The organism is Ketobacter sp. GenoA1 (assembly GCF_003671475.1).
Lineage (GTDB): Bacteria > Pseudomonadota > Gammaproteobacteria > Pseudomonadales > Ketobacteraceae > Ketobacter.
In genome coordinates, this window is the sequence record NZ_RCHM01000029.1 from 14612 (window position 1) to 31397 (window position 16786).

Below are 16786 nucleotides of genomic sequence, written 5' to 3' on the forward strand. Positions count from 1 at the left end.
CACTACAGACTGCGTCTTTTCTTCCGATCAGGCGTCTTGATATTGTACCGGCTCATTTTATCAATGAGGGTTCGTCGCGGAATTTGCAGTGTTTCTGCGGTTCGCGTCTGATTCCAGTTATTGGCTTGAAGGTGCTGCTCGATGACGGAAATCTCATAGGCGTTTACCGCCTTCTTCAGGGAAGAGAAATCCTGCATGGCTCGGGACTGGTGAATCAGGGTCTCCCCGGATCGCCTGCCTACCACAACCCTGCCCTGCGTACAATCCTGTATGGATTCAGGCAGGTGTTCGATCAATAGAGAACCCCCATCTTCGCACAGCAGGACTGCCCGCTCTATCGCGTTCTGCAACTCACGCACATTACCGGGAAACGGATAGTTCAATAGCAAATCCAATGCCGTAGGGGAAATTCCGGCAATCCGTTTTCCATAGAGCCTGGTATACTTCTTGACAAAATGATCGAGCAGTAGCTTGATATCCGCGTCTCGATCCCGCAGCGCCGGTAATACGATGGGAAATACATTAAGCCGGAAAAACAGATCCTCTCTGAACTCACCACTTTTGATTTTTTCAGGCAGATTACAGTGGGTGGCAGCAACAACACGCACATCCACCTTCACTGATCCGGTTGCCCCCAAGGGTCTGACTTCACCTTCCTGTAGCACTCGCAAAATCTTGCTTTGCAGATTCAAAGGCATATCACCGATTTCATCCAGAAATATGCTACCCCCGTTGGCCAGTTCAAATAGCCCCTTTTTTTCCGACGTAGCCCCGGTGAAAGCACCTTTTTTATACCCAAACAGTTCACTTTCCAGTAGCTGTTCCGGCAGCGCGGCACAGTTTTGAGTAACAAAAGGCTTGTGTTTTCGCACACTGTTTTCATGAATTGCCCGGGCAAACACCTCTTTACCGGTACCGGTTTCCCCTGTCAGCAAAATACTTACTGCGGTGTCCATGGCCTTTTCCATAAGCCGGAATACCCGCTGCATAGCCTCACTTTGCCCAATAATGTTGTAGTCCGGATTGCGGCTATTACGCGCTTTCAGGAAACGGTTTTCCTTTTCCAAACGCTGATTGGTATCGTTCAACAGTTCGATCAAATGGCTATTGGTTTCAATCAGAAGCGCATTATTAATGCAAACCGCAGCCTGCGCTGCGAACGCACAAATGATCGGTTCGAGGGACTTGAATGATACATAGCGCCTGTTATAGGCATCCTTGGCGTTGACCAACTCCAGTACACCGATTGTCTGCTTGTCATGGTCACGCAACGGAACCAGAATGAGGGATTGAGTGCGGGTACCATTGACCTGATCATGCTGATAGATATATTCAAGATCAAAGCCGGTATAACGGTAAACATCATCGATCAGCACCACAGAGCTGGTCATGCCACAGAACATTAACGGATCGTTTGCCGCACTGGAACCCATCTGGCCGAAATCCCTGATGCGATACCAGTCATTCTGTGGTTCGCCCCCTTCCCATTGTGAGATGCGCAGCTGCAGCTTTGTCTTGGTAACGTCCAACACATAAACACGCCCAGCTTCGCAATTGGTAAAATTTCGGGCGGACGCCAGAACCTTACTCAACAGACTTTGCACGTTGCGTTCAGTGGCCAGAGTCGTTGTGGTTTCCACAAACTCTTCTATGAAACTGAGCGCCTTGACGAGCTTTCCTATATCATTCATATCTACAAAGACAGCCAGGGGTTAAATAGAACGATGATCTGACACACAGATTCGAACCGGTTCAATATCGCTGAAATCATCATCACCGAGCACATAATCCCAACCCAATTCCCGCGGCGCACCGACCTGCCGCGCTACACCATGGCCGGCAGGTACAGGATGCAGCCAAAGCTCGTATTCCAGAGGATCCACCATTAAAAACTGCAACAGATCAACCAGTTCGTCAAACTGCTCACCCTCCGGCAGAAAGTGCCGGTACAGCTGGGAACCCAGCCCCTTCAAATGCAGATTGAACTTTCCATTGCAGTCCTGAATTGAGTCCCCCATAAACAGATCCTCCCCCAGGCGGGCATTCTTCATCCCCATTGCATTACATTGGCTTTCAGGAACCTCTATTGTTCTGATCACCCAAGGTTCGAATACAACCTCAGGAATGCTGAAATACGACGACAGTACTTTCGCCATGGCATCAGCACTGGCACTCCCATTGGCTAAAACGCCACTGAACGGCAGTAATCGATGCCACTTTAATCGACCGGATTCTTTCAGCAGCGCCTGATCAACCCCTGCCATGGAGAGCAACCAACGTGAGTAATGATCGCCACCATCAACCGAATACTGGATGTAATAACGATATTTCTCCCAGCATGTTTGCAGCAGACTGATCAGGCGGTGATTGAACAAATCCATCAGATCCCGGCTGGGATGCTGAGGATCGCTGGATTGCAACACACGCTCAGTATAATAAGCAGGCAGTGGTGATGCCGGGCCGTAGAGCCCCATAAAACTAACGGTGAGCTCAATAAAGTCTTCATTTGGCTCTTCAAGCCAGGCGCCCCCGGCAATATCAGATGCGGGAAACCCCAGGCTGGCCAGTGCCCTGTATCTCAGGTTGACTGGCTTGTCACTGGCTTCGTTATAGAGGCCGCAGAATTGCTTTAACAGGGCATTAAGTTGGTAGAAAGCGTATTCGTTAACCCGCCCCAACTCGCTGCTTACAAAAGACGATATGAGCCGGTTTTTGGTTTCCATTCGTAAATCTCACCATTTTCGACACCCAGTACCAAAAGGTGATGAAAACTGTTCATCGTACAATTTAAGGCAAACAATTCATTGAGTATCGACGCAAAAAGAAACATATCGCCCTCGGATGCGAAGTGGCTTTCTTTTAACCTCAACACGGTTTTACGACCTCGAACCGGCAATCCATTATGAATTCTGTCCTCAAATCCGCTTTGAATACCATCAAAGGCATCCAGTCGATGTTGACTGGCCAGGGCCTGCTGTCGATCGTAGTAGCTTTTGTAATCGTAGGTGGACAGAATTGCCTTTAATGATTTCATGTCGGTGAGTGATAAATAGTTCAACGACATGTTGGAGATCAGGCGCCAGTGAAACGCCTTATCCAGTGGTGGCGCAAAGGACGGTGTAACATGAGTGATGTTTCTAAAGGTGGCGTATTCAGGGCTGCTACCGGTTTCCACGCAAATATCGCCAACACCCAACAACGTCGGCAGATGGCGGTTGGTGCATACCAGGTCGATGGATATGGTTTCCGTTTCAGGAAACACGCTACTTTCGTACTGATTTACGAAACTGATATAACTGTCCAGACCATAGCCGTTCACGGATGGCTTCTGCCGCTCCCGGTAGAATCGTTTCTGATTGTCCACCGGCGCACTTTCAAAGTGTTCGAATGATTCAAAGCGTTTGAAATCCTGGTGGTGGTGCGTTTGGTGCCCCCACCCCCGCACCGTATCAATATCAAATATTTCGTAATGTGAGGGATTCTGGCCGGCAGGCAGAACCCGATACTCTGCTTTTTTGTGATCCGCCCGCAGTGGAATCGCTTCATGCTTGAACAGGTTCACAACAGGCGTGCAGAACAGCCTGAAATTCTCTTTTGTTACCGTAATATGATTATCCAAAGCCCGATCAAAGTTGAACTTCACTTCAATATGGGCCGCGGTTGCCACTCGCTCATCCCGCAGGGCCCGCAATCGTATGGCATCCAGTTGTGTGAGCTGGACAAAATGGAACTTCTCAGGCAGTGCATAGTATTCCTGAACCAGACGGTAACCATTCAACAGATAGGGTGATGCCGGTAGCAGGTTCTGGCTTTCGCTGAACCCCAACGGTAGTACCGCATCGTCTGCCAGTCGGGTAATGAGAATTTCATCACCATCGTTGGTATGGGCAACCAAATCAATGGATTCAAGATAGCGGAACATCCACAAGTACAGTGATTGCGCCACATGGACTTCTCCATGCAGGTAACAAGGCAGGGTATCCATCTGCACGTCCTGCCAGGATACGCGGGTCGTCAGGCCCAGAAAAAGGGATACGCTGGCGCCACTGGGGCGCTGATACTGCCGGGTATCAGCCACAGCCAGAGGCAATAAGGGCACGTCATAGCACGTTTGAAACACACAGGCGGTTCCATCCACCCGCCGCGATTCAACCTCAACGCCTTTGTCAATTATCTGCTTTTCCGACAGGGTTGGTGATGGTGTGAACTCCAATATGGACAACGCCGGTATGGGCCTAAGAAAATGTGGCCACATCAACGCCATCAGGGAATGGGTGACCTCCGGCAGTTCATCATCCAGCTTCTGGCGCAGCCTTCCTGTCAGAAACGCAAACCCTTCCAACAAACGCTCAACATCCGGATCCTGCCCTTCTACGGTGAGGAACGGAGCCAGCCGGGGGTTGCGCTCGGCAAACTCGCGCCCCAGTTCTCGGATGGTGGACAATTCATCGTGGAAGTATTTATTAAAGGACACACTTATACCCTGACGGTGGCCTGACCGTTGCCAGTCAATACCGTGTCGAAAGCAACCCGGGAAACCTGATCCTGATAGCGCAACCGGCCTTCAATGGCGAACTTCATCAACAAAGGTTGTTCCGGATCGGGCACGTAGTAGACATTCACGCTCTCCAATCTTGGCTCATAGGTTTCAATAAAATGCTGAATGGCGTTGCGAATATACTGTACTGCGTCAGGAAACTGATTCACAACATCGTTAAAGTCCGGCATGCCGAACTCCTGCAACGCCTTCACACTGCCCAGGCGCACATTCAGCATGTTCTGGATATTCAGGGTGACGCTGTCGAGAAAAGAATGCCAGTCAAACCGGGTGGTATAACTGGCTGGAAGCGCTTCATTATCCAACCGGTCCAATAAACTGTGTTCTTTTCTCACAACGCCGCCCTAAATTGTACGCATCAGGATTTTTCCAGTTTACCAACCAGAGACAACTCGAAATCCGCTCCCATGTATTTGAAATGAGGCCGTACTTTCAAGTCCACTCGATAGATACCGGGCTGCCCCTCCACATCCTCCACCACGATGTGTGCTGCACGCAATGGTCGACGGCTGCGCACCGCTGCCGATGGGTTTTCCTGATCCGCCACATAGGAACTGATCCAGTGATTAAGCTCCCGCTGCAACTCTACCCGATCCTTCCAGGTGCCGATATTCTCCCGCTGCAACACTTTCAAATAATGAGCCAGGCGATTAATGATGAACATGTAAGGCAGTTGCGTGCTGAGGCGATAGTTCAACTCCTTTGACTTGGCTTCTTCGTTGTTACCAAAGAACTTGGCCTTCTGCACGGAATTGGCAGAGAAAAACGCTGCGTTATCGCTGCCTTTGCGCATGGTCAGGGGAATGAATCCCTCCTCGGACAGTTCGAATTCCTTGCGATCGGAAATCAGAATCTCCGTTGGCACCTTGGATTCCAGCTCCCCCATGGATTCATACACATGCACCGGCAGGTCTTCTACTGCACCACCACTTTGGGGGCCGATGATATTGGGGCACCAGCGATAGTTTGCAAAGGATTCAGACAAACGCGTTGCAAACGCAAAAGAAGTGTTGCCCCACAGATAGTTTTCGTGGGACGCACTAACCGTTTCCTGGTAGTTAAAACCTTTGGAAGGATTGTCTTCCGGATGATACGGCGCCCGCAGCAGGAAGCGTGGCAACGTGAGGCCAACGTATTTGGCGTCTTCCGACTCCCGAAAACTGCGCCACTTTGTGAATTGCGGACCCTCGAATATGGAGCTCAGCTCTTTCAGATTAGGCAGGCCTTCAAACTCATCGAGCCCGAAAAACTTGGGTCCGGCCGCCGCCACGAAAGGCGCATGGGATACCGCCGCCACCGCCGCTGCATTCTGGATCACTTTCATGTCGGCCGAACTTGGATTCAGCTCATAGTTGGCAATGATCGCGCCCACCGGCTCACCACCAAACTGGCCGTATTCCGCGGTATAAGCGAGCTTGTAAAGCCCGGATTTGGTAATGTCCGGTGCGTCTTCGAAATCATCGTATAAATCCTGCTTGGAGGCATTCAGCATCTCAATCCGGATATTTTGAGAGAAGTCGGTACGCTCAACCAACAGCTTCAGACCCCGCCAGGCGGATTCCAGTGACTGAAACGCCTTGTGATGCAGAATTTCATCCATCTGCGCGCTCAGCTGTACGTCCAACTCATCAATCATGCGATCAATCAGATTTTTATTGACGCGCTCTTCTTTGTTTTCCGGCCTCAGCAATTCAGCGATGAATGCGCCAACGCCACGCTTGGCAACGTCATAGCCTTCATCGCCCGGGTTCATTCGGGTTTGCGATACAATCTGGTCCAGCAACGAGCCTTCGGTGACTTCCAGCGCGTTCTCACCATTTTGTACCATGCGTTCGGGATTGCCCATGATACTCTCCTGATCAGTGGATTCTGTTAACCTTCAATCTTCAGTTCACCCAGCACCAAACCGCGCTGTTCCTCATCTTCCAAAATGCTTTCGATGGCCTTGCGAAAAGCCGGCACGTTGCCCAGGGGCCCTTTCAGTGCTACCAACGCCTCGCGCAATTCAAGCAGTTTTTTCAGTTCCGGTACCTGACGGGCCACGCTCTCGGGGCTGAAATCCTTGATGTTTTCAAAATTCAGGCTGACCCCCATTTCGGCATCTTCTTCCTCGGTGAGGCGATTGGGCACCGATATGTCAACGCCGATCTTCTGGTTCCGCAGAACTTCATCAAAGTTATCTTTGTCAACATTGATGGGTTTACGCTCTTCAATGACCCGATCGTCTTGCCGTTGAGTGAAGTCGCCCACCACCATCATTTTGAAGGGCAGTTCGATGGATTCCTGCGCCCCGCCATGCTCTGAGCGATATTTAATATTGATGCGCTCTTTCGGCGCTACCGTACCCTCTTTTGACATAACGTCACCTTTCCTGGTTATCCTGGTTAGTCGTTTATGATTACGTGGTTAATGTGTGGTTAGATCAAATGCCAAAGCCAGATCCAGTTTGCACAGCCGGGCATGCAACATCCCTATGCAGCGACGCCCGTCTTCTGAGGCTTCGCCCTGCTGATGACAACGCAACAAAAGCTCAAGTACCCGTTTTGAGACCTGGGGTTCCCACTCATCCACTCCCTGCCGGGTGAGCTGGTCGTCCAGTGTTTTCAGCAACGGCAGCGCCAGTTCCAGCAACCCTTGTTCGACACAAAATCGTGCCTGATTGAAACGCCACAGTGCCTGTTCGCGTAACGATGTAGAACGCATTACGCCATCCTGAAACAGGGAAAGCGCATCCCTTAGCTGTTTATCTTGGGCCAGGCTCGTTGCCTGCTGATAGGTGTCTTCCCAATCCTGGCTGATACCCGAGGTATCCACGGTAAGGGCCGCACCCATGGCGGGGCCAGGCCCAGACTGCTGAATCTGTTGCAGCCACTGCCGGGTTTTTTCATCGGCAAAAGGTGTATCGTCGTTGAACGTCAGGTTCACCACCCCGGGCAATCGGGCGACAAAATCCCTCACCCCCTGCTTTACCGCGTTCAACGCGCCTTCCGCCTGCAGTTCATCCAGTGCTTCGCAGACCATCCGCTGCCCACTCATCCAGAACGGCGCTTTCACCAGACTTGGCTCCAGTTCCGCCACCAGATCCAACCAGCGTTGTTCCTGGTACAGGCCGCTGATCACATCCAGTTTTTCCTTGGCAACCGGCCGCAGTTGCGTCTTGTTCTGGGTTGCGGGGGGCAGCTGGTTTACACCCAGCCAGGTGATGAAACGGTTTATCCGGAACACCTCTGTATCCAGCCCGTTTCTGGCTGCCAGATAGAGGCTGGCATTGCGCAGTTGATCCTGACACAGACGGTAGACCGCCATCAGATCACGGTCGCCGCCGACCCGGGTCGGTGCAGCGGCGCTGGCCGCCGCCAGGGAAGTGGACCCAGACGCCGAAGCAGTAGGGGCCGCCTGAGTGGCAGCGCCGGCCGGTGTCGGCACCGCAGCGGTTTTCTTGCCCTGCTCCACTTCCAGCCCCTGCAGCATGCGGCGGAACGCCTGTCGGAACTCAGCCATATTGGGTGCCTGTTCGGACATGCGTTCCAGTAATTCACCATCAAGGGCGGACAGGCTTTGCTCCAGCTGTTTCAGCGGTTCCAGATCCTGCAACCGCGGCTGATAGGCTTCCAACAATGGCTGGCATTTTTCCACCAGCCACTCAAACGCCTGGGAACGCCCCCGCATGCGCTTTTTGGGTGGAAAAGCGTGATCCCAGAACTGCTCCACCAGACCCTGGGCGATCGTTAGTCCCTGCTGTAATCCCTCCAGCAGATCTGCTTCGCACAGTGCCCGGGTGAGATAGCAGGCCACCAGAAAATCCTTGGACTGTTCCTCGAGTATCTGGCGGGAGGTGGCAATAACATTACCCCAGCGCACCGGATCATCGGTGGTGAACGAATCCAGCTTTGCAATTTCCTGCTCAATGGATTCAAACGCCTGCTCCAGACGTACGTTGACTCCCGCCGGGTTGTCACCGGGTATCGGGTTGGCGGTCAATAATCGAATCTCGTCCACCGTCAGCAGGCTCATTCACACTCCAACAACGTTAAACTGTGCAGATTTATGTAAATAGAGACGGAACGCCGTTAAAAATACGGCCCCATTTCTGAAAAATCTTTTCGCTTGTGTTCGAAATAAGCAAAAGGCAAGCTTATCGGACGATCTGTAGAGGTAACGGGGGATGGCAATACCATGCTGGTCACCAACATCGAGTTGATTCCCGGTAAACGAATCACGCACCACCTGGGAATGGTGCAAGGCAACACTGTACGCGCCAAGCATGTGGGCAGGGATCTGATGGCCAATGTCAAAAACCTGTTTGGCGGGGAGCTGAAGGGATACACCGAGTTGCTGCAGGAGGCCCGTGACCAGGCCACCGATCGCATGTGCGAACAGGCCAGAGCCATCGGCGCCAACGCGGTCATCAATGTGCGCTACTCCACCTCCTCCATTACCGCCGGTGCGGCAGAGCTGTTTGCCTACGGCACCGCCGTCCGCCTGGAGGACGAATAACCCCATGGATCAACTGCTGCTGTTCCTGGCCTTGCTCATACTGGGCTATGTATTTGGCCGTGTGGCAGAGACCCGTCACCTTAAATCCATCCGGGAGCGCGAACGCGATTTACGCGGCGTTATGATTTTCAGCAGCCGCTTCTGCCCTCCGGGGCGGGTTCCGGAACAAACGCAATTGGTGAGTGGCAGCGTTGTCATATCCATTGATTACTTCAAGCGATTCCTGGCGGCGCTGAGAAACCTGTTTGGCGGCCCGGTTACCGCCTACGAGTCGTTACTGGAAAGAGCACGCCGGGAAGCCATCCTGCGCATGAAAGCAGAAGCCAGCGCCAGGGGAGCCGACATGATCATCAATGTTAAAACCACCACCGCCCCCATTTCACAGGGTGTCTACAGCACCATCGGCTGTGTTGAGGTGCTGGCTTATGGCACAGCGTTGATCCGGTGAAGTACGAAAACCCTGACATACCGGAGGGCATCAACCTGACCCCGGTGAACCCTCTGCGGGAACTGGCCCGGCTGTTCAGTGGCCTGATGTTGGTGATCACGGTGACCATAGTGACACTATCGTACCTGGCGGGCTCATTGGCGCAGCACATTCCCTTTGCCTGGGAATCCCGCCTGCTGGAGAAACCCATCAACCAATTGATGGCCAGTCGGGAGCGGCCAGAGCACCTCAAAATCGAGCGTTACCTACAGCAATTAGCCGATGGTCTGGCCGCCGAACAGGGATTGGCGGAGGGTATGTCCGTCACCATTCACTATTTTAACGGCCCCATGGTCAACGCCTTTGCCAGCCTTGGAGGTCACATTATGGTGTTCAGGGGTGCCTTACAGAATGTACCCAACGAGAACGCCCTGGCCATGATCCTGGCCCATGAGATCGCCCATATCAAACACCGTGATCCGATTGTGGCCTACAGTCGCGCGCTGACCGTCAGCATGGCCCTGTCCAATCTGATGGGGATCGACCCGGGCGGGGATCTGGCCCGCCTGGCGGGCACCTCCAGCGCTCTGGCCCAGCTCAGTTTCACCCGTGCCCAGGAAAGCGCAGCAGACGACCAGGCTATGGGCACCCTGCTCCGCTATTACGGCCACACAGGCTGGGCAGACAGCTTCTTTCGCTATGTTGCAGCATCCAAACAGGGAGAATATCCGCCCAAATTCCTCAGCAGTCACCCCAATCCGGAGGCCCGTATCGCCCACGCCCAGCAATTCCGCAGAAAAAATCCGGATACTTCTCAACCAATTGCCACTCCACTACCGGATTTCATTTTAGCGCTGAAAACCCAGTGAGCACTGAAACATGGTCTACACTTAGCCTATTAGGTAGGAGTGGGGCCCATGAGTACTGAAGAAAAGTCGATTCGTTATGAGATTTTTTTCAAGACCCAGGATTATGTCTTTGATCAAACCATCGAATTGAACGATGAATCTTATGAGCATGCAGCACCGGATGAGGCAATCCCCGAGTGGTGCAAACTTGAATTCAAAAAATGTCCGAACTGCACCCTGAGCAATATCTGGCATGAGTACTGCCCGTTGGCGGTTCGTCTTATCCCGTTTGTGAAGTTACCTGCCTGCAACTCCTACGATGAGGTGCGCGCGGAAGTGACCATGAACAACAAAACGGTGATTGCGGAAACCTCGGCCCAGGAAGCGTTCAGTTCTGTGCTGGGTTTGGTGATGGCCACCAGTGGCTGCCCGCACACCAGCTTCTTCAAACCCATGGCATGGTATCACCAGCCTTTCTCTACGCCGGAAGAAACCATGTATCGGGTCTGCACCGCCTATCTGTTCTCCCATTTCATCCACAAGCGGGCTGGAAAAGAGTTGAATTTTGAAGCCCTCAAGGTGATTTACCAGAACATCCACCAGATCAACGTCAATATTGCCGCCCGCATCAAAAATTACTCGGACACGGATTCGGCACTGAACGCAATTGTCCTGCTGGACCTGATCACCAATGACCTCCCCATTGCGGTGGATGAAGACCTCAATGAACTGAAACAACTGTTCGAAAGCCACAAGAGCCTGTTCGATTAAGATCTCCACCAGATTCCACTGAGCTTTACCCTCCGCGTGTCTATATAGAGGAACAACTGATGCTCAGGAACGGTCATGAACGCAAGAACAGGTTTCACCAGTGCACTCGTCATCGGCTGCTCGCTTGCCGGATGCAGCACCAACACCAAAATGGATGACGCAGCCTACCGCTCGATCGGTCAGCAGGCGCCCAAGCAAGTGCAGAATTACGTGGATGATCAGCTGCAAAGCCAAGGTGCCAAGGTGGATACCAGTAGCGTTCCGGTACCGGATTTCCCGGGGGAAACCACGCAACTGAATTATGAATCCAGGCAACCCGCCGCAACGGGCTCCCACCTGGTTCGCTATGGGCATCCCAAGATTATCGACAAGGTGGTGAAAACCGCGCGCATCCACTGCCAGCCTCTGGCCTTTCAGATAAACACCACCGGCAACAGCTTCTGGGGCAAGGAAAAGGGAACCTTGCAGCAATGCACTTACCGTTTCCCACAACATTGCGGTGCCCACCAGTTTTCGATCCTGAGCTATGGCAAGAAAACCATTCTGATCTATCAGCCGCCGGAGCAGAATCATTACGTCATCGATACCCTGCAGGGCACCCCCAAATCCCAGTTGGGGTTGTGGGATCAGGACGATCACCTGGGGTCCAGCACCACCAATGCCAACTACCTGTTCCAGAGTGATTACAACGCCAACTATCAGCAACCGTTCAACCCGGTCAACCTGGGCTGGATAATCAAGGCTTCACACCAGGATGAAGCAGAGTTCGGCAAACTGTATCACCGTGCCCTGGAAGAGATCACCGGCTGTTTCTGAAGCCTGCCCCCCTCAACCTGCCGGCGATTTAACGTGTCCCAATGACAGATGCAGAAAAAAAGCTGGGGCCTTGCGGCCACCAGCTTTTTTGTTGTATTTCAGCCTGAGCGACAGAAACTACACTTTCAGCACACGCCAATCGTCGTGTCCGGAAGTACCGGATACTTCGTGTGTCCAGGTAATCTTACGATAGGTGAAAGACACGTCTTCCAGGTGGGTGAAATGAGACTGGCCGGGATCCTGACAGTTGGGCATGTATGCCTTGATGTCTACAATGATGGCGTCTTCCAGCTCGATGGTGAAGTAGTGCTCCTGAGTACCCGTCGCGGACGTTCTCCACCATTCAATTTTACAATCCGTCATGCGCTCGCCCGAAGTCAAGGCTGAATACAGCAGTGGGGAACACTTATCGAACACCTTGGTGATGGTCACCGGCTGGTGGACACGCTGACCGGTAGGCTGACCGCTTTGCGGATCGCGAGGCAGAATGATGTTGTGCTTGAATGCTTCAACCAGGATCTGATCTTCGTGACCTTCCTGATAGATGTTTCCAACACTGGGCTCTGTGAAGTTTCCGGCGGTGATCAAACCTTGCATTTCGCCTTCGATGCTCATATACGCGGGAGTTGGCATTGCCTATACCTCTATTAATAAATCCGATTAATATCCATATTGTTGGTGGCGGCAACGGCAACTCTTTTACTGTGAGCGTTGCCGCCTTAACCCCTATTGGCCGGCGCTGCGCCGACGAGACTTACATATCAAGAGACATGCCACAAAGCCTATCTTATTGTTTATAAAGAACTTTTTATCTTTTATCGGATAAAAAACAAAGTTCATTGCTCACAGCCGGCCTGCACCCCATTCAACTTGAGCAGTAACCTGCGCAACTTTTTTGCATATGTACGAAGTACCGCCAAATTGATCCAGGTTAATTATTTGAGGTTTGCATATGCACTAAAATCCGGGGCCCTATGGGTTCTGTAAACAACGTTTGGTGTCAGGATTATGCACAAGCCCGAATTGCTCTCCCCCGCAGGGACTTTGAAAAGTATGCGCTACGCCTTTGCCTATGGCGCGGATGCCGTCTATGCCGGTCAACCCCGTTACAGTCTTCGGGTACGCAACAACGAGTTCAATAAAGAAGAAAATCTGGCCCGGGCCATCAGCATGGCGCACGCCCAGGGCAAACAGTTTTACCTGGCCGCCAACCTGGCGCCCCACAATGACAAGATCCGCTCTTTTGTGCGGGACATGGAACCGATCATTGCCATGCAACCCGATGCCCTGATCATGTCAGACCCGGGATTGATTATGTTGGTGAGGGAACACTGGCCACAGCAGCCGGTGCATCTCTCCGTGCAGGCCAATGCCGTTAATTGGGCAACGGTGAAATTCTGGCAACAACAGGGTATCTCCCGGGTCATACTGTCAAGAGAGCTGTCTTTGGACGAGATCGAGGAAATCCGCCAGCGGGTACCGGAAATGGAGCTGGAGGTATTCGTGCACGGCGCCCTGTGTATTGCCTATTCCGGCCGCTGCCTGCTGTCCGGTTACATGACTCACCGGGATTCAAATCAAGGCGCCTGTACCAACTCCTGCCGCTGGAAGTACGATGCCCACCCGGCCCGGGAAACGGCCGGGGGCGACATCGTTGCCGTGAACACCCACATGCCACCGGCCGAGGACAAACTGTTTCTATTGCAGGAACAAGGCAGACCCGGAGAATACATGCCCGCCTATGAGGACGAGCATGGCACCTACATCATGAACTCGAAGGATCTGCGTGCGGTGCAGCACGTGCAACGCCTGACGGACATGGGCATCCACTCTCTCAAGATAGAAGGCCGCACCAAATCACACTTTTACGTGGCACGCACCGCTCAGATTTACCGCCAGGCCATTTCCGATGCGTGCAATCGCTCTGAGTTCAACTGGGCATTGATGGATCAACTGGAAGGACTGGCCCACCGTGGTTACACCGAAGGTTTCTATCGACGCCACTTACCGGCGGAGTTTCAGAATTACGAGGAGAACAACTCTAATTCAGGCACCCAGCAGTTTGTGGGAGAAATACTGGATTACCACCAGGGTCAACTGACCGTGCAGGTGAAAAACCGCTTTGCCGTGGGCGATACTTTGGAGTTGATGACGCCACAGGGGGATTATCATTTTATTCTGCAACAGATGGAAACCGAGAAAGGCGAATCCGTGGACGTGGCCCGCGGGGATGGTTGGACGGTGCGCATTCCGGCTCCGGCGGAGATCAATCCGGAGTACGCCCTGCTGATGCGCAACCGCACGGGAATGGCGGACTGAAACCGCTGCCCGGTTAACGCTATTGCAGTGCTCGCACCACACGAAAGCCCAGTAAGGCTTGTCCTTCCGGTGCACTCCCGGTGATACGATCCGGGCGGCAATTCGCCAGATCGGTATAGGCATCGCCGCCGGCGGCCCATAGCTGGTTTGCATTCCCCAACCATTCCGCCGCGTTTCCAAACAGATTCACCAGCCCCAACGAGTTCTGATAGCCAACCTCAGCCGCCCGCAGACTCTGCCCACGAACCCAGCGGCCCCCGGCGTACACTTTACAGTTATGATCCCGTACACCGCTGTCATCACGGGCCATTAGCTGCCATTGCCGGATAGTAGGCAAGCTGTAACGGCGCGCGCTCATCTTGGATAACCATCGCAGGTAATCTACTACCTCGGTGTAATGCAATCCCGTAATTGGGAGCTCGTCACCGGCACGGGGTTCACAGGTTTTGTAAAGACGGCAGTAATGATTATAGTCATTCACGGTTACTTCCAAGCGGCTGACAGCAAAGGTGGCCACTGAACCGGCGCCCTTGACCACCACCAGTTCAGGCCCCTTCAAAGACGCCGTCAATGGGTCGCGACAGCGATAACGGGCATTCGCTCCACCATTGGCCAACACAGATTGGCAGGGGTCCCGGGGATGCGATACGGATTGAGATTCTGCCTTGGCCAACAGCGCGTTCTTCAACGCCAGAAGCTCCGAATTCCGCAGCCGCTTATCCGCCAGAAATCCGTACAGGCTTTCCCTCACCACCCCGTGCATGGCGGGATTCTGCTGCTGCAGTTCCTGCAGAAAACCCATAAGGCCATCCACCTCCACCAGCTCCAATCCGGCCGCCATTTCCGCCGCACGCTGATAGCTCTCCAGCCATTGATCGGCAAAATGTTCGGGTATCGCCGTATCGCCCTGGGCCACCACCTCCCCCTCAGACTGCTCCGCTCTGGTGAGGATGTCTTGAAACGCGGTGGCAGCATCCGGATAAAGCCGTATCGCCTGTTGCACGATAGCCCGGGCCTGGGCGTGGTGGCCCAGATAGATCGCCAGGCCTGCCTCCCGTGCCAGCAGATCCTTGAACGGGTTTTCAGTCAGCACCGGGTGATCCGGTGCCACCCGACGCAAATCCGTTAGCAGAGTGCTGAACTGCGGCGCTGTGTCGGCGTAACGCCGTTGCTTGATGCGCAGCGTCAGCTCGTCGGCCAGTTCGGAAACAAACACCTGGTGCTGCTGCTGAAAACGTTGCCATAGATCCTGCATGGCCGACGAATCCGGATACAGGGGCAGCACCAATTGAAATTGGCTCTGTGCCTGTTGATAGTCCTCAGCCTGCTTCAGTTGCTGTAACCGCGCCTCCAGATTTGCCATGGCCGCATCCCGGGCGGCATCCAGAATCAGCAACGCGTCCGCTTCATCGAACGCCTGCAATCGCCGCACCCCCTGTTCCAGCGACAGAATATTTTGTACCGACAGCAACGCTGTCACCGCACGGTGTTCTCGATGGGTAAACCAGTTAAACAGCAGAAGCCCCGCTATTACCATTACCAGCAGCGCACACGAGGCCAGCGCCAGACGCCTTGACTGCTGGGTGCTGTCACCAAAATAGCGGGCTCGAAAATATTCCACGCTAAGATCTGATGGTGGATGAAAACTTAACAGGGATCTGATGGCCCGCCATTGTGAGCGGGACAACTCTGGAATGCGTTTGGGCTTCATTGCGCCGGCATCTGCCTGCGTTGCCTTACATTTGCCATAGGGATGCTGTCCGGCAAACAGCATATAGAAGATACAACCCAGTGCGTACAGATCATCCTGGGGGCTGGGTGCCGCACCACAAAGCACACGGACACTGGCATAGGCCGGTGTGAACGCCTGAACCTTGGTCGAATCCTGGGTGGCGGATTCTGCATAGATCGCCCGCGCGATCCCGAAATCCAAAATTTTAACCAGGCCACTGGTGGTAATAAAAATATTGGCAGGTTTTAAGTCAGCATGAACGATGCCCTGCTGATGCGCATAGGCGATGGCATCGGTCACCTGACGCAGAATGTGATTGGCGCGGGATCGAATCAGGCCGCTTTTGTTCTGCTTCAACAACTGATCCAGGGATTGCCCGGGCAACAACTCCATGGTCATAAAGGCAATGGAACCATCCCGATCAAAATCGTAGGCACTCACAATATTGGGATGAGACAAGCGCTGCGTTTTTTTGGTTTCCTGCTGCAGGCTCACCAGGGCGTGCTCGTGACGGCAGAACGTCTCATTAATCACTTTGACCGCCACCCAGGGATCGGCATCACCGGCTTCCACCTGACGCAAATCCCGGGCCTTGAACACCGACCCCATACCGCCGGAACCCAGCAGTTCGACCAGCTCGAAGCGTTGCTTCAGCACCATACCCTCGCAGGCGGTACTGACCCCGGTTGCACCTCGGGGCTCCGACGATTTAGCGTCCAGCCCCGGGTTGCCCAGTACGACGGTTTTACTCACCGGCGCCACGGCAGCGGATTTTTGCACCACCGTTTGATCAACCGATTTTCTCATGGGGCCTGACT

15 protein-coding genes are annotated in these 16786 nt (G+C 53.4%); 6 read left to right on the top strand and 9 right to left on the bottom strand.

The window, feature by feature from the left end; all coding sequences use genetic code 11:
* Nucleotides 1-2: 2 nt before the first annotated feature.
* From D9N13_RS11910 to tssA, 7 genes are read right to left on the bottom strand one after another with little or no spacing between them, the layout of a single operon-like run.
* Nucleotides 3-1691, bottom strand: coding sequence for a sigma-54-dependent transcriptional regulator (locus D9N13_RS11910; protein WP_290590004.1), 1689 nt, complete (start codon nt 1689-1691; stop codon nt 3-5).
* 21 nt (nt 1692-1712) lie between these two features.
* Nucleotides 1713-2723, bottom strand: a complete 1011-nt coding sequence (tssG, locus tag D9N13_RS11915; RefSeq protein ID WP_290590007.1) for a type VI secretion system baseplate subunit TssG — start codon at nt 2721-2723, stop codon at nt 1713-1715.
* Nucleotides 2687-4474 (bottom strand): type VI secretion system baseplate subunit TssF, encoded by a 1788-nt coding sequence (tssF, locus tag D9N13_RS11920; RefSeq protein ID WP_290590011.1) that lies wholly within the window; start codon nt 4472-4474, stop codon nt 2687-2689. Before tssF ends, tssG begins: the two co-directional genes overlap by 37 nt.
* 2 nt (nt 4475-4476) lie before the next feature.
* Nucleotides 4477-4893: a type VI secretion system baseplate subunit TssE gene (gene tssE, locus D9N13_RS11925; RefSeq protein WP_290590014.1), complete on the bottom strand. Its 417-nt coding sequence runs from the start codon at nt 4891-4893 to the stop codon at nt 4477-4479.
* Between the two features lie 23 nt (nt 4894-4916).
* Nucleotides 4917-6386, bottom strand: a complete 1470-nt coding sequence (tssC, locus tag D9N13_RS11930) for a type VI secretion system contractile sheath large subunit (protein ID WP_317622500.1) — start codon at nt 6384-6386, stop codon at nt 4917-4919.
* A 44-nt stretch (nt 6387-6430) separates the two neighbouring features.
* Nucleotides 6431-6916 (bottom strand): type VI secretion system contractile sheath small subunit, encoded by a 486-nt coding sequence (gene tssB, locus D9N13_RS11935; RefSeq protein WP_290590019.1) that lies wholly within the window; start codon nt 6914-6916, stop codon nt 6431-6433.
* 48 nt (nt 6917-6964) lie between these two features.
* Nucleotides 6965-8572, bottom strand: a complete 1608-nt coding sequence (tssA, locus tag D9N13_RS11940; protein WP_290590022.1) for a type VI secretion system protein TssA — start codon at nt 8570-8572, stop codon at nt 6965-6967.
* Nucleotides 8573-8734: 162 nt separating this feature from the next.
* Between tssA and D9N13_RS11945 the strand changes: the two genes are divergently transcribed.
* From D9N13_RS11945 to D9N13_RS11965, 5 genes are all read left to right on the top strand, one after another.
* The gene (locus tag D9N13_RS11945) at nt 8735-9055 is read left to right on the top strand and encodes a YbjQ family protein (protein ID WP_290590026.1); all 321 of its coding nucleotides are present in this window, start codon (nt 8735-8737) and stop codon (nt 9053-9055) included.
* A gap of 4 nt (nt 9056-9059) precedes the next feature.
* Nucleotides 9060-9503 carry a YbjQ family protein gene (locus D9N13_RS11950; RefSeq protein WP_290590029.1) on the top strand — a complete coding sequence of 148 codons (444 nt, stop codon included), beginning with the start codon at nt 9060-9062 and terminating at the stop codon, nt 9501-9503.
* On the top strand, nt 9500-10351 hold the full coding sequence (locus D9N13_RS11955) for a M48 family metallopeptidase (protein ID WP_290590033.1): 852 nt from the start codon (nt 9500-9502) through the stop codon (nt 10349-10351). The genes D9N13_RS11950 and D9N13_RS11955 overlap by 4 nt, the downstream gene beginning before the upstream one ends.
* A 48-nt stretch (nt 10352-10399) precedes the next feature.
* Nucleotides 10400-11101, top strand: coding sequence for a DUF6901 family protein (locus D9N13_RS11960; RefSeq protein ID WP_290590035.1), 702 nt, complete (start codon nt 10400-10402; stop codon nt 11099-11101).
* Nucleotides 11102-11176: 75 nt separating this feature from the next.
* Entirely contained in the window at nt 11177-11917 is a 741-nt protein-coding gene (locus D9N13_RS11965; RefSeq protein ID WP_290590039.1) for a hypothetical protein, read from the top strand.
* Between the two features lie 117 nt (nt 11918-12034).
* On the opposite strand, the gene D9N13_RS11970 is transcribed toward D9N13_RS11965, so the two are convergent.
* On the bottom strand, nt 12035-12550 hold the full coding sequence (locus D9N13_RS11970; protein WP_290590042.1) for an Hcp family type VI secretion system effector: 516 nt from the start codon (nt 12548-12550) through the stop codon (nt 12035-12037).
* Between the two features lie 375 nt (nt 12551-12925).
* Between D9N13_RS11970 and yegQ the strand changes: the two genes are divergently transcribed.
* Nucleotides 12926-14236: a tRNA 5-hydroxyuridine modification protein YegQ gene (gene yegQ, locus D9N13_RS11975; protein WP_290590045.1), complete on the top strand. Its 1311-nt coding sequence runs from the start codon at nt 12926-12928 to the stop codon at nt 14234-14236.
* 19 nt (nt 14237-14255) lie between these two features.
* Here the strand turns inward: yegQ and D9N13_RS11980 are convergent, their stop codons facing one another.
* Nucleotides 14256-16775, bottom strand: a complete 2520-nt coding sequence (locus D9N13_RS11980) for a bifunctional serine/threonine-protein kinase/formylglycine-generating enzyme family protein (RefSeq protein WP_290590048.1) — start codon at nt 16773-16775, stop codon at nt 14256-14258.
* Between the last annotated feature and the right edge of the window lie 11 nt (nt 16776-16786).

Excerpts from the sequence above, each read along its gene's own strand:
- D9N13_RS11910 (WP_290590004.1), bottom strand. The coding sequence starts at position 1,691 with ATGAATGATATAGGAAAGCTCGTCAAGGCGCTCAGTTTCATAGAAGAG.
- tssG (WP_290590007.1), bottom strand. The coding sequence starts at position 2,723 with ATGGAAACCAAAAACCGGCTCATATCGTCTTTTGTAAGCAGCGAGTTG.
- tssC (WP_317622500.1), bottom strand. The coding sequence starts at position 6,386 with ATGGTACAAAATGGTGAGAACGCGCTGGAAGTCACCGAAGGCTCGTTG.
- tssB (WP_290590019.1), bottom strand. The coding sequence starts at position 6,916 with ATGTCAAAAGAGGGTACGGTAGCGCCGAAAGAGCGCATCAATATTAAA.
- tssA (WP_290590022.1), bottom strand. The coding sequence starts at position 8,572 with ATGAGCCTGCTGACGGTGGACGAGATTCGATTATTGACCGCCAACCCG.
- D9N13_RS11945 (WP_290590026.1), top strand. The coding sequence starts at position 8,735 with ATGCTGGTCACCAACATCGAGTTGATTCCCGGTAAACGAATCACGCAC.
- D9N13_RS11950 (WP_290590029.1), top strand. The coding sequence starts at position 9,060 with ATGGATCAACTGCTGCTGTTCCTGGCCTTGCTCATACTGGGCTATGTA.
- D9N13_RS11960 (WP_290590035.1), top strand. The coding sequence starts at position 10,400 with ATGAGTACTGAAGAAAAGTCGATTCGTTATGAGATTTTTTTCAAGACC.
- D9N13_RS11965 (WP_290590039.1), top strand. The coding sequence starts at position 11,177 with ATGAACGCAAGAACAGGTTTCACCAGTGCACTCGTCATCGGCTGCTCG.
- D9N13_RS11970 (WP_290590042.1), bottom strand. The coding sequence starts at position 12,550 with ATGCCAACTCCCGCGTATATGAGCATCGAAGGCGAAATGCAAGGTTTG.
- yegQ (WP_290590045.1), top strand. The coding sequence starts at position 12,926 with ATGCACAAGCCCGAATTGCTCTCCCCCGCAGGGACTTTGAAAAGTATG.
- D9N13_RS11980 (WP_290590048.1), bottom strand. The coding sequence starts at position 16,775 with ATGAGAAAATCGGTTGATCAAACGGTGGTGCAAAAATCCGCTGCCGTG.